Annotated in this window: 19 protein-coding genes and 1 pseudogene; all 20 read left to right on the top strand. The window is 32.0% G+C overall.

All coding sequences use genetic code 11. The features are described from left to right. A pseudogene (locus AC0IXC_RS28915) lies at window positions 1–351 on the top strand (hypothetical protein); the annotation flags it as partial. Beyond that, the gene (locus AC0IXC_RS28910; protein WP_471653701.1) at window positions 342–1,478 is read left to right on the top strand and encodes a fibronectin type III domain-containing protein; all 1,137 of its coding nucleotides are present in this window, start codon (window positions 342–344) and stop codon (window positions 1,476–1,478) included. The pseudogene AC0IXC_RS28915 and the gene AC0IXC_RS28910, both read left to right, overlap by 10 nt. Before the next feature lie 161 nt (window positions 1,479–1,639). Continuing rightward, on the top strand, window positions 1,640–2,062 hold the full coding sequence (locus tag AC0IXC_RS28905) for a hypothetical protein (protein ID WP_471653700.1): 423 nt from the start codon (window positions 1,640–1,642) through the stop codon (window positions 2,060–2,062). Next, the gene (locus AC0IXC_RS28900; protein ID WP_000992628.1) at window positions 2,062–2,322 is read left to right on the top strand and encodes a hypothetical protein; all 261 of its coding nucleotides are present in this window, start codon (window positions 2,062–2,064) and stop codon (window positions 2,320–2,322) included. Before AC0IXC_RS28905 ends, AC0IXC_RS28900 begins: the two co-directional genes overlap by 1 nt. 420 nt (window positions 2,323–2,742) lie before the next feature. Continuing rightward, entirely contained in the window at window positions 2,743–3,105 is a 363-nt protein-coding gene (locus AC0IXC_RS28895) for a hypothetical protein (RefSeq protein WP_153597153.1), read from the top strand. A gap of 13 nt (window positions 3,106–3,118) precedes the next feature. Continuing rightward, the gene (locus AC0IXC_RS28890) at window positions 3,119–3,481 is read left to right on the top strand and encodes a hypothetical protein (RefSeq protein ID WP_000116007.1); all 363 of its coding nucleotides are present in this window, start codon (window positions 3,119–3,121) and stop codon (window positions 3,479–3,481) included. Further along, window positions 3,478–4,080 (top strand): hypothetical protein, encoded by a 603-nt coding sequence (locus AC0IXC_RS28885; RefSeq protein ID WP_153597152.1) that lies wholly within the window; start codon window positions 3,478–3,480, stop codon window positions 4,078–4,080. Before AC0IXC_RS28890 ends, AC0IXC_RS28885 begins: the two co-directional genes overlap by 4 nt. Window positions 4,081–4,150: 70 nt before the next feature. Beyond that, window positions 4,151–4,342 (top strand): hypothetical protein, encoded by a 192-nt coding sequence (locus AC0IXC_RS28880; RefSeq protein ID WP_137013435.1) that lies wholly within the window; start codon window positions 4,151–4,153, stop codon window positions 4,340–4,342. Between the two features lie 615 nt (window positions 4,343–4,957). Further along, window positions 4,958–5,164, top strand: a complete 207-nt coding sequence (locus AC0IXC_RS28875; protein WP_471653699.1) for a hypothetical protein — start codon at window positions 4,958–4,960, stop codon at window positions 5,162–5,164. A gap of 11 nt (window positions 5,165–5,175) precedes the next feature. Then, window positions 5,176–5,595 (top strand): RND transporter, encoded by a 420-nt coding sequence (locus tag AC0IXC_RS28870; protein ID WP_471653698.1) that lies wholly within the window; start codon window positions 5,176–5,178, stop codon window positions 5,593–5,595. A gap of 127 nt (window positions 5,596–5,722) precedes the next feature. Next, a complete protein-coding gene (locus AC0IXC_RS28865; RefSeq protein ID WP_471653697.1) occupies window positions 5,723–5,938 on the top strand; it encodes a hypothetical protein in 216 nt (71 codons plus the stop codon). After that, window positions 5,939–6,109, top strand: a complete 171-nt coding sequence (locus tag AC0IXC_RS28860) for a hypothetical protein (protein WP_471653696.1) — start codon at window positions 5,939–5,941, stop codon at window positions 6,107–6,109. It begins immediately after the preceding gene. 62 nt (window positions 6,110–6,171) lie between these two features. Continuing rightward, window positions 6,172–6,366: a hypothetical protein gene (locus tag AC0IXC_RS28855; RefSeq protein ID WP_471653695.1), complete on the top strand. Its 195-nt coding sequence runs from the start codon at window positions 6,172–6,174 to the stop codon at window positions 6,364–6,366. Window positions 6,367–6,539: 173 nt separating this feature from the next. Then, window positions 6,540–7,739 (top strand): replication initiation protein, encoded by a 1,200-nt coding sequence (locus AC0IXC_RS28850; protein WP_471653694.1) that lies wholly within the window; start codon window positions 6,540–6,542, stop codon window positions 7,737–7,739. A gap of 289 nt (window positions 7,740–8,028) precedes the next feature. Further along, the gene (locus AC0IXC_RS28845; protein ID WP_471653693.1) at window positions 8,029–8,631 is read left to right on the top strand and encodes a hypothetical protein; all 603 of its coding nucleotides are present in this window, start codon (window positions 8,029–8,031) and stop codon (window positions 8,629–8,631) included. 93 nt (window positions 8,632–8,724) lie between these two features. Continuing rightward, window positions 8,725–8,901, top strand: coding sequence for a hypothetical protein (locus AC0IXC_RS28840; protein ID WP_170968382.1), 177 nt, complete (start codon window positions 8,725–8,727; stop codon window positions 8,899–8,901). Between the two features lie 146 nt (window positions 8,902–9,047). Then, the gene (locus AC0IXC_RS28835) at window positions 9,048–9,314 is read left to right on the top strand and encodes a hypothetical protein (protein ID WP_471653692.1); all 267 of its coding nucleotides are present in this window, start codon (window positions 9,048–9,050) and stop codon (window positions 9,312–9,314) included. A gap of 634 nt (window positions 9,315–9,948) precedes the next feature. Continuing rightward, on the top strand, window positions 9,949–10,101 hold the full coding sequence (locus AC0IXC_RS28830) for a hypothetical protein (RefSeq protein WP_154132187.1): 153 nt from the start codon (window positions 9,949–9,951) through the stop codon (window positions 10,099–10,101). 20 nt (window positions 10,102–10,121) lie between these two features. Continuing rightward, the gene (locus AC0IXC_RS28825; protein WP_000425806.1) at window positions 10,122–10,280 is read left to right on the top strand and encodes a hypothetical protein; all 159 of its coding nucleotides are present in this window, start codon (window positions 10,122–10,124) and stop codon (window positions 10,278–10,280) included. 107 nt (window positions 10,281–10,387) lie between these two features. Then, window positions 10,388–11,538, top strand: a 1,151-nt coding sequence (locus AC0IXC_RS28820; RefSeq protein ID WP_471653691.1) for a hypothetical protein, incomplete at its 3' end; no start/stop codon positions are given.

Genomic DNA, 11,538 nt, shown 5'->3' with positions numbered 1-11,538 from the left:
CCTGATAAACCAATGGAAAAGGAAGATATGAAGCCTGATAAGCCAATGACTCCTGATAAACCAATGGAAAAGGAAGATATGAAGCCTGACAAGCCAATGACTCCTGATAAACCAATGGAAAAGGAAGATATGAAGCCTGATAAGCCAATGACTCCTGATAAACCAATGGAAAAGGAAGATATGAAGCCTGAGAAACCAATGACTCCTGATAAGCCTATGGATCGGGAGGGAGAAATGAAAAAAGATAATGATATGAAAAGAGATAAGCCAATGACTCCTTGGGAAGAAATGAAACCAAGTGACGAGGGGAGTGAACTTTGTTGGCATGTAGTAAATGGAAAATGTGGATAAAGAAATTTTTATTGGTAGTGCCTTTATTACTTGGGATTTTCTTTGTAAGTGATACAAGTGCATTTGCTGAGGGATTACCTGAATATGCAGGGGATAAGATTAGTGGGAATTTAATAAAACGTGGTGAAAAAACTTCGTTTCCTCTTCGTTTGGTTTATGAGGGAAGAGAAGCAAGGATGGAGTTTAGTAGACCAGTTGATATTGCAGGGTTTTCTTATTCTGTTTCTGAAATGGAATCTGATTTAGCAGTGACTTTTTATTATCAAGGGAATATTTATACAAAAGGTTTTCTTATTAAACGAGGTCAAACATTTAGTAGTTTTGAACCATATATTTTAAAAGGAGTTAATAAAATTGAATTTAAAGCGACTTCTTATAATGGTTTAAGTTTAAATTCGTTTAATGTTTTTGAGTATCGTCAGCCACCACCGAATGATGTTTCAGACATTAAAACAGAAAATGTTACACATAATTCTGTGAAACTTACTTATAAATTTCCAACTGAAAATTTCGGTAATGTAAAAGTATTTAGAGATGGGAAAGTAATTGCTGACAGTGTTAAAACTGAATATTTTACTGATAGTGGTTTAAGTCCTGAAACTGAATATACTTATAAGTTTGTTTCTGTTTCATCTAGTGGTAATCAAGAATCAAAAGGTATTGAACATAAAGTGAAAACTGAAAAGGCTCCTGATTTAACGAAGCCTTCAAAACCATCTAGTTTTACTCTTACACCAAGGGATGGTTCTTTGATTGTAAATTTAACGAATTATAATGCAGGTGTAAAAATTAAAGGTTATCACATTATTGTAGACGGTAAACAGATTAACGATTCTCTTGTTACAGCTCGTTCTTATGCTGTTAAAGGTTTAAAGAATGGACAAACATATCAAGTTCAAATTAAAGCTGTATCGGCTTGGAATGTTGAAAGTGATTTGAGTAATTCTATTCCAGGTATGCCACAAGTACAAGTGATACCTGATATTGCTTTTAATTTTGGTCTTTCGGACTTAGTAGAATCTATTAAAAATTGGTTTGGTGGAATCTGGCCTATTATTGCGTTTAGTATTGCTATTCCATTGACATTTATTGTTGCGGTTAATACGAAAAAGTTGTTTTTAAGGTAGGTGCTTAGTTTGATACAACCAGTTACATCTAAGGACTTAATACAATTTCTCCAGTATGCTTTTCATGCTGGGGAGAACGTATTATTTCTAGCGTTTGTATTGATGATTACATTCTCTGTTGCTATAAGCATTAGAAGGATTATGGTGGGTTATAAACAGCCATGATGCAACGTTTTACACAATTCATAAAAGGCGGTTTTGAAGCGGTTATAAAGACGTTTAAAACGTTGATTGATTTTCTAGCTACACCGTTTCAATATCTTCTAGACTTTTTAAAAGGAATCTTTCATTTCATTGAAAAACTGTTTGAGGTTGTAGTAGCAATTATAAAATTATTCGTTGCCTTGTTTCAGTTTTTGGGTGCTGTAATAGCGGGATTCTTTAAAACTTTATTTCTATGGGTACAACCTAATTTTGATGGTGGGAATGTATCTTTTCCTAGTGCATCAATGAAAGGTTTTAAAGTGGCTACTGATATATTACTTCCTACTGGATTACTTACAGTTATTCCGGCTGTGGTCACATGCTTTATTTGGTATTTGTTTGTTAAAAAGCTTATGGATCTATTCAGAGGTGGTCATTAATGAATGCGTTAATTGATACAATATTTAATCCTGTTCTTGGTTGGCTTGCACAAATGGCAAAATATTTAAGTGATTTAAGCGTACCGGCAAGCCGTCCTTTGCGAATCAGTGATTACCTTGGTGTATTTGCTTATTTATACGGTTGGACAACCGTCATAACGACGTTATTTGCTTTAGTTTTCGTATATTTTGTTTGTTACATCATCATGACTTACAGTAGTTTGTTTATTCGATTTAAAGATACAGTGAAATGGTGGTAATGATATTGAATATTGTAGGGCAAGCAATTTTATTAATATTTTTTACGACAGTTGTTTCTTGGATGGTAATAGATACATTGAATTTTTTTAGAGGGATAGAAGAATGATTTATGTAATGTTGGGAGTCATTAGTTGTATTTTGATTTTGATTTGTGAAGCAACATCGGGAAAAGGAGAATTAAAATAATGCAGGCTTTTAATGCGATGTTTGAGTTATCAAGTGCGGTTTGTTTATCTATATTTCTTTTTATAGTTTTACCATATATGTTTTTCAAAAATAAAATGTCAAAGTGATAAAAACGAATATTAAATATTAATTAGTTTATATAGTTCGTTAAAGGGATTTGAAATGTCATGGCAGCGGGACTAGATCCAAGAGATTTTGAAATGAAAAAACGAACGTTTTGGAGGTTTTGATAAATGTTAGCTAAAACAAAACGAAAAGTACAGCCAGAATTTGAAGGGCATAGGGCATTGATTATCAAGGAAGAAGGTACATGCTCTGTAGAACAAGTTATATCGTTTGATTCGGAGATTTTAGAGACTAGTACAGCCATGTTACCACGTGAGAATGAATTGAGATTACTTGATGATAATCATGGTTATGTGTATCACATTTATAACCTAGAAAAGCCCGCAAGAATTGAAGCGGAAAATTTAAAAATGTTACGTCGTTCTAGTGCATTGAAGGGTATTTTTGATTTTGATACAGGGAAGAAACCTTTTGACATCATTGGTTTTATGCCTTGGGTAATTATTGTATTGCTAGCTATTTTTAAATAATGGGGTGGAGTAAATGAGTGTTCAGGAAATGTTAACGAAAGATATTTTAGAAGAAGAAGGTTCAAACGAAACGATTGAGACTGTTCAACTGTTTCAATTCATGAAAAAACATGCTGTGCCATTAACAAAGAAACAACAAATGGCTATGTTATTGCTTAATGAAAATGGATTATCGGATATTTCCTTATATATTGCGGGAATGAAAGAAGAAGTATTGCCATTAAGTGAATATCACAAGACACTTGAGAAATTAACGCTTTCGGACCGAATTAAAGGTAATGCTAAATTAAGTCATTTACTGAAAGCAAATGCGAATCCTTCATTATCATTATCGGCAAATAGTGCAAAAGTCGTTAAAGGGAATGAGTTAGCATGAATGTAATGGTATTTGAAGGCTTTCTCGGTAGCGGTAAAACGTTTGGTATGAGTTTGTTTGCAAAATACTATCAAGAGAAAAGTAACTGTGCATTGTACAGTAATTACGGTCTAATTGGTTCTAAACCATTTGTAAATTTAGATACGTTCCATGATATTGCAAAAGAGGAATCTAGTATTTTAAATCTTGATGAAGGTCACATTGATCTTGATGCTAGAAGTTTTTCGAGTAACTCGGTAAAGTTCTTTTCTCAATTGTCTTATTACCTTAGAAAATTACGTTGTACGTTGTTTATTACAGCACCATCGTTTGATGATTTAGATTCACGTATAAGAGGAATTACAAACGTTCTCGTTAGGGTATCGAATGATAAAAATTATTTTTATTACAAAATGTATGATGTTCAATCAAAACGATATTTAAAAACAATGCGTATTAAAAAGGAGAAAGCTTTTGCGATTGGTTCAAAAGTTTATGATACTACAGCAATGGTTTCTCCAATACAAGTTCCAGATAAACGACAAGACTTCATGGAATTTTTAGAAGCGTTGAAGTCGACCGCCGAAGAGTACGGACGCCAGTACAAGCATTCAGCGTAAGCTGTATGCGCGGTGCAGGCGGGAGGACTTCATAAGATTATATAAATTAAATAAGGAAGGTACGTTATAGATGGGAATTTTAAAGAAGAAAAAATTTAGAGAAGAAGTGAAAAGAATAAATAAAGCACATGGAGAAATGAGAGGATTTCTAGATTTGCTCATGGATCGCTATGGATTAGATGAAGAAGAAATAAATAATTGTGAAGTAATCAAACATCATTTTGACAATTTAGATGTGATGTTTAGTCAAATGGCAAAATAATGTTCGTGATTTAGGTATGAAATGTAACGGCAGCCGTGCAAATTTCAGCTGATATTTAAAGCTAAAAACGAACATTAGGTATGAGGTGAAGAAATTTGATACATGTAGATTGGTTAAAAACTATGGCAAGGGACGGATTATTTTACGGTTCATTCATTGCTGTAATTGTTTTTTTGTTGAATTGGTTTATGGGTTAGGTTTTAAATCTCTTCCTACGCTTTTGAGGTTGGAGATTGGCTGGGGTGTGGGGCTAGCCCCGCATAGCGTAATGGATACATAGAATAAAAGAAAATATATGGGTCGGTAGTACAAGCGTTTAGGCTCGTATAATGGATAGGCAAGTTGATAGTTAAATATATACACTTTTGAGTTTATCGACTTGGCGGTGAAGACAAACGAGCCTAAAAAAGTTATGCAAGAATGTAGCGAAGCGGAAAAGGTGGAGATTTTATGAAGCAGAGCGTAAGAAAATACTACCTGTTTCTTGTTTAACCTTTTAGCAAATACGGATAGAGGTTATTTGATGGAGAATGTTATTGTTACGTTGTTTGGTACTCTAGGGATTTGTTTCTTGTTTAAAGGCATGCTAGATACTTTAAAAGAAGGGTGATATTTGTGGATTTGCCTATTTGTAATGAAAAAGAGGTAACTGTTTTATCTAAAACATTGAAATATTTGAGAAGCGATCAATCTAATCAAGTTAAGGTACATAAAGAGCATTTAGAGGACAGAGGTTGGATTTTTGACGATTTACATTATATAGATAGTTATCTCTATATGGTTTATAAAAAAGAGGTTGTGAAGCGAAATAAGGCGTTTTAAGGGGTGTATATATGTTCAAAAAGTTTTATCGTGAATATATTCATGTATTATTTAATATTGCTGTAATGTTCTTTTATTTTAGTTATTGTTTAGTTGGTGCAGAGTTTAATTTATTGACTCCAGTATTTATTGGAATTGCTCTTTTTATCTTTGTTAAGTATGTATCTATTGATAAAAAATTTGTTAATGAAAATATAGGTAAATTAAAAGATAAAAAGATGGTTTTTAGAAAATATGCTATAAGTGGTGAAAATATTGGATATGCAGTTTTTACAAATTTCTTATTGTTTCTTTTGTATTTAGGGATATCCGTATATTTTAAGAATCTAAGTGTAATAGCTCTATTATTTGCTTTTGTTGTTAATGTTAGTTTTCTTATGTTAACTCTTAAAATAATGAGTAGATTTAGTTTAAAGAATAGAGATGTTTAATTGAATATTAATAGATTAGCAACCCTTTGTTTTTATTTATTTTTAAAAAATAATAACAAAGGGTTGTTTTTGTATATACAAAATGATATTATGTTTACATAAGTTAAGTAATCGGAGGTTGATTTATATGACTGTTGTAAAAGAAGAAAAGAAAATTAGAGGTTTCCGTTTTACAGATAGTGAGATGGAATTGATAGATGAATTAGTAGATATTGAGAATGATAAGCGTATGACTATTGCTAAAGAGCACGATTTAGTGTTTAAATCGTTAAATCGTACAAGCTTTCTTCTCTTATTAGTTAATGAAAAGAAGCGTCATTATGAGAAATTAGGTGAGATTTAAATGCCTAGTGAAAAAGATTTAATGACTCTAAAGAAAAGCTTAAAAAAAGTAGAAAAAGGTTTAAAAGAAATAGAAAAAAGTAAATCTAAGGGCGAATCTGAAGCTAGTAATTTAACTGAAGATATAATGAAAGATGTTCGAGCGAGGTTATCTAGACGAATTACTTCTTAATTTGTTTAGATTAATAGGAGATAGAGTCTAATTTTTAAAAATAAAGAAAGAAGGTATTAATTATGATTGAAGAAACTAGAATAGTTTTTGGTAGTACAGAAGAAATTGCCGATAGAGTTCAAAGTGCTGTTGATATGATGGAGAGAAACGCTACTAGGGAAGTTGAGGTTCAATTTTCATCAGTTGAGGTTTCGGATGAAAAAGAAGAAGCATATAAAATTAGACATTATGCTTTATTAATTGCAAGAAGTATTTAGGGTATTTTCTCTATTTTGGATTAGAGAAAATACTATGACCCTATCCTTTATAACATAGGGTCATAGTAAACGGCTGTTTTTGAGTATAAATCCTTTCGTACCAAGGGTTTAACCCAATGTCCACATTTTAGATTGTGGGGTTTTTAAAAAAGAATGTTTTTGGGGGTTTTAAGATGCCATCTAGTTACACCAAGAAAAAAGGTACAGACCGTAATGGTAACCCTCGTTTCCGTCCTGATGATAAGAAGTTTCTTTTTAATATTGATACATTTTGGTATAACATAGACATTTTAAATTATGATGAAGTTATGCAAAATGGACTTTTAGATGCTTTGAATGATGGTCGTGATTTTTATTTGGATCATGAACAGGAATCTAAAACAATCAGTGTTCCATTACCTAATTATGATAACCCTGTAGAGTTTGAGATTAAATTAGGTCAGAAACCTTTGTATCAATTCTCGTTGCGGAATGAGGATATTGCTATATTTTTTGCGAGGCGTTATAGAGACGACGGTCAGTATCCAGTTAAAGTACAAATAAATCAATTTTTATTATGGGATAAAGGTTTAATAAATGCATATGCTGAAAGCCTTGGAGTTTTAATGTCATTTGGTTTTGCTACTGGTAAGGCTAAAATGAATCGTATTGACTTTGCTGTACATAGTGACCAATGGAAATGGATGTTGGATGATTTAAAAACGTTTGATTATCCAAGAAATTTCGCTGATGATAATAAGCCTGATTTTTATCGTTTAGATCCATCTAGTGGAGAGTTTGAAACTGTATATTTTGGTAATCGTACTCGTTTACAGTTACGTATTTATAATAAGACTAAGGAAATTATGAAAAAAGGTAAAATGTATTTTTTAGATTTATATAATAGTCTTGATATGGATACAGAGAATGTATGGAACGTTGAATTTGAAGTTAGACGTGATTTTCTTAAAGAGTGTGAGGATGAGGAAGGTTTAAAGATATTTGATGATTTAGAAGAAGTTTTTAATCGTGATGGATTGGACAAGCTTTGGACGATGTTAATGGAAAAGTTTTATCATAAGAGTGCTTTTTGGACTCAATTGAGTAAGGGTGCTGAAGGTAAGTTTGCTCGTACTAATGGATATTTAATTCGTACTAAAGATGTAGATTCGAATTTTGATAGAGAAGTAGCACAAATTCGAGGAAGGTTAATGACAGCAGTTATTAACGATGAAAATAGTGATATAGAAACAGCGATTAAGAAATTTATGATTAAAAATCGTCAGTACGAAGAGAGAAAAGGCAAGTCCTTTAAAGAAGATGTACATAAAAAGAAAATGAAGTTACATGATTATGAAATAAATAAAACCATAAAAAAAGAAACCCTTGATTAAATAACAAAGGTTTCAGGTTTTACTTGAATATTCTATTGACTAGATAGAATATTATCTATTCCTCTAGGTGACTAGTCTAGAGGAATTATAAGACTAATTTGATTGATTGATTGTACTTGTATTATACAAAGATTATAAAGAAACGTCTATGATTAAAGTCAGATTTGCGTCTGACTTTTTTATTTTGTTGTCTGAAAAGTTTCTGACTAATTTCTGAAAAAAGTCTGATGTTTGTCAGAAAAATATATGATATAATTAATATATAGACTGGAAAGGGGATTGTTTGATTGTGAAAGTTATTGATATTGTTGAATTGACTAATGGTACAAGGACTATGCCTGATGTTGCAAAGGAATTAGGAGTAAGTAAAGATACTTTGCGTAGGCGCTTGAATTTTGTAGGTTATAAATATGATAATTCTTTAAAGAAAACTGTTTATAAGGGTGAAGAATCTGAAAAAAATCAGATAGATAACTTATTAATTTCAGATTTAATTCAGAAAAAAGCTGAAAATAATCAGAAGAAAACTGAAAGTAATCAGAAAAACATCAGAAAAACATCAGAAAAACATCAGAAAGAAACTGTTGAAATATTAAATGTTGGACAAGAAGAAGTCAGAAATAAATCAGAAAAAAATCAGAGTGACTTTACTGAATCTGAAATATTGGCTTTAAAACAGTTATTACATATAGTAAAGAGTGATGAAGCTAAATTATTTTTAGAATTAGCTTCGCTTCCTCAATCTAAAGAGAGCAAGAAAAGTTCTATTGTTATTGGCAAAGAGATTCATGAACAATTTGAGGAATTTGCAAAACCTTTTGGTAATAAAAGAATTTCAAAGTTTTCATTAATTGAATTAGCGTTGTATGAATTTATGAAAAAATATAGTTGAGGGTGATCGCCCTCTTTTTTTTATGTTGTTTTTTGACTATAGTTAAAAGAAAAACTCTGTTTAGTTTGTTAATGAAACAGAGGGTGTGTAAATTTGGGTAGAAAAAGAAAGCCTGATTATTTGAAAAAGAGTAATTTGATTTTAAGGCTTCCGAATCCAGTGATTTGGGAACTTGCTAAAAAGGGTAATGCTTCAAGAGAAGCTGAAAGAATGATTTTAGATTTGGTTAAAGTTAACATTGAAGATTATGAAATAGAGGAAGAAAATTAGTTTTAAGAAAAAATGTAATATTTTTCTTTACAAGTGAGAGTTTTTTTTTTACAATGAAGACCGAACGAAAATTCGGCTATCATCGAATTTATGTTCGGTATTTTTTAGGACTATCGTTCGTAAAATCAGAATATGGAGGTATTATAATGCCATTAGTTAAAATTGAAGGCGTATTTATGGGCGCAGGCTTGGTTGAAAAAGAGTATGAAGGGATTAAAAAAACAAGTGTAGTTATTGATTTGTACCAAAAAGGTGAAAAAGGGAACGAGACAGTTAGAATTTCTAGTAAAGAAGTAACATTGTTTCCAACGATCTCTGGGGGCTACAAATTAGGTGATGAGTTTAAGTGTCTAGCATCTGTAAGTGCATATAAGAATAATGCATATTACAATTTGCAACAGATTGTTAAGTAGTACGAGGAATTATAAGACTGAAGTGATTGTGTGATTTTATGTTAGATAAAATCGATTTAAACGACTTGTACAAAACTTTTTCGGAAATTATGCCTAACTACTTAGTACAGACTAAGAACGGTAGTTTTGCAGTTTTCCAGACACTTACCTATGGTGATATGTTAATTAGTTTCTTGTTATTGCTAATCTTGTTGGTGTTGACATTCAACTGGATATGGAGTGCTTTACGATGATTGAGTTTAATTTAGAAAACTTGTTGAATCAATATTCTTTGTTTGGATTACCATTTTTGTTAATTATCGTGTTCTCACTGTTGAAAGATTGGCGGTTTGATAGATAATGAATGATTTAGCGTTTCTAGATATGTTGTATTGGTTCTTCATGAATAATTCAGTTGTATTATATTCGTTAGGTTTTATAACCTTTCTTGTGTTCGTAATAATGATGTTCACCACCGTCAAAGCTTGGGGTGATGGCTATTAGTTTTAGCATGGACGTAGGAAGAATCTTGCAGTATGCCTTCAACATGTTTAGTTCGGTGTTACCAGTAATTTATCTATTCATTGGTGGGGCGTTTGCTATCTACTGTATCGGTAAAGTGTATAACACGTTTAAAACTTAGGAGCTGATAACAATGCCTGAATTTGGTTTCAGACCATCGATGTCTCAATTATTCGGTAATTTCAATATGAACTGGAATACAATGATGCCATTGTTAGTTGTTTTGTTTGGGATACTGTTTGGATTTTTCGTAGCGCATTTAGTAAAAGACAAATTTGATGATTGATTAATTAGGAGGAATTTATTTTGGAAATGCCAAAAATTACATTGACTTATAATCTTGCAGACGTTGCTAACGGTTTGACTAACTGGTTAGGAGCATATTGGCCAATTATCGCATTCTCTGTTGCGATTCCATTAACGTTCTTAGTGGCGTTTAACACTAAAGACCTATTTACTCGTTAATCATCAAATAATCACTCCTTAAATAGCAAGAAGTTAACTATAAATTAAATAAAACAATTTAATAGCTGGGTGGTTCACCTAGCTATTTTTTGTTAGGAAGGATTGATATGAAAAAGGCAATCGTAATTTTTTTATGTGTGTTTTGTATTGTTAGTCATACGATCCCTGTATTTGCTGATACACCTACTTTTGAATTATTAGGAAGTAAAAACATTTCAATAGAAAATAAAGGTCTTGTTAATGGGAAATACAGTTTGACTTTGAGAGTTAACAATATGAAGGATGTATATAGTTTTCAGTTATCTGAATTGATGTTGGTGAATGATTGTTCCTTTCATATTGGTAAAACAAAGTGGACTCGTCCAGAGCAAGAAAAAAATGAGTTTGATATTAATTGGGAGATGAATGGTACATATGCTTTTTATATTTTTCACAATGGTAAAGTCCTAGCTTATGCGCGTTTTAGAATTAAAGGATTCGAGCGAAATGCAGGTGGCGGAGAAACTATTTACTGGGGAAAAGGTGCTGAATACTACGATTTACCACCGATAGAAAAGCCTAATCCTAAGGATTATGAAGATTTGGATCATAAGAATGATGGTATTTGCACAAATGAAGCTTTACCAGATGATAAGCCACATGGTAGTGGGGATATAGAAGAGCCAAAAGATGAAAATAAACCACCTGTCGAAGGCGGTGGCGGTTCTGATAAGGCTATTAAAGAAGCTTTAGATAAAATCACAAGTGCAGTAAATGAAATTTCAAAGAATACGGGTGAAACGGCTAAAAATACAGGTGAGACAGCAAAGAATACAAGTGAAATTGCTAAAAATACAGGTGAGATTGCAAAGAACACCGATGAAATAGCAAAGAACACAAAAGAAATTGCGGATGCTGTTAAGGATATTAGGGATAATTTGAAGATTCCTGACGATATGGATTTGACGATTAAACCTGTTCTTCCTGAGGATGTTAAGCCTGATAAACCTAAACAACCTGATAAGCCTTTTGAAGACAAACAAGAGCATTTTAAAGAGGGTGAACAAGAAAAGCCACCTGACAAACTTCCAATTGCTCCCGAACCATCTGAATGTTGGGGGGATGTTTGTAAAGATAAAGATAATCAGAAAGAAGAAGATATGAAGAAAGAAAAAGATATGAATAAAGAAGAACCGATGAAACCTGATAAACCAATGGAAAAGGAAGATATGAAGCCTGATAAGCCAATGACTCCTGATAAACCAATGGAAAAGGAAGA

The organism is Bacillus sp. AC266 (assembly GCF_979253805.1).
Note: the sequence above shows the minus strand (reverse complement) of the source record. Positions and strands in the feature narration are given on the sequence as shown.

What these genes read in the sequence shown, in the direction of transcription:
- AC0IXC_RS28910 (WP_471653701.1), top strand. Translation starts at nt 342, where the DNA reads ATGTGGATAAAGAAATTTTTATTGGTAGTGCCTTTATTACTTGGGATT.
- AC0IXC_RS28905 (WP_471653700.1), top strand. Translation starts at nt 1,640, where the DNA reads ATGATGCAACGTTTTACACAATTCATAAAAGGCGGTTTTGAAGCGGTT.
- AC0IXC_RS28900 (WP_000992628.1), top strand. Translation starts at nt 2,062, where the DNA reads ATGAATGCGTTAATTGATACAATATTTAATCCTGTTCTTGGTTGGCTT.
- AC0IXC_RS28895 (WP_153597153.1), top strand. Translation starts at nt 2,743, where the DNA reads ATGTTAGCTAAAACAAAACGAAAAGTACAGCCAGAATTTGAAGGGCAT.
- AC0IXC_RS28890 (WP_000116007.1), top strand. Translation starts at nt 3,119, where the DNA reads ATGAGTGTTCAGGAAATGTTAACGAAAGATATTTTAGAAGAAGAAGGT.
- AC0IXC_RS28885 (WP_153597152.1), top strand. Translation starts at nt 3,478, where the DNA reads ATGAATGTAATGGTATTTGAAGGCTTTCTCGGTAGCGGTAAAACGTTT.
- AC0IXC_RS28880 (WP_137013435.1), top strand. Translation starts at nt 4,151, where the DNA reads ATGGGAATTTTAAAGAAGAAAAAATTTAGAGAAGAAGTGAAAAGAATA.
- AC0IXC_RS28870 (WP_471653698.1), top strand. Translation starts at nt 5,176, where the DNA reads ATGTTCAAAAAGTTTTATCGTGAATATATTCATGTATTATTTAATATT.
- AC0IXC_RS28865 (WP_471653697.1), top strand. Translation starts at nt 5,723, where the DNA reads ATGACTGTTGTAAAAGAAGAAAAGAAAATTAGAGGTTTCCGTTTTACA.
- AC0IXC_RS28860 (WP_471653696.1), top strand. Translation starts at nt 5,939, where the DNA reads ATGCCTAGTGAAAAAGATTTAATGACTCTAAAGAAAAGCTTAAAAAAA.
- AC0IXC_RS28855 (WP_471653695.1), top strand. Translation starts at nt 6,172, where the DNA reads ATGATTGAAGAAACTAGAATAGTTTTTGGTAGTACAGAAGAAATTGCC.
- AC0IXC_RS28850 (WP_471653694.1), top strand. Translation starts at nt 6,540, where the DNA reads ATGCCATCTAGTTACACCAAGAAAAAAGGTACAGACCGTAATGGTAAC.
- AC0IXC_RS28835 (WP_471653692.1), top strand. Translation starts at nt 9,048, where the DNA reads ATGCCATTAGTTAAAATTGAAGGCGTATTTATGGGCGCAGGCTTGGTT.
- AC0IXC_RS28830 (WP_154132187.1), top strand. Translation starts at nt 9,949, where the DNA reads ATGCCTGAATTTGGTTTCAGACCATCGATGTCTCAATTATTCGGTAAT.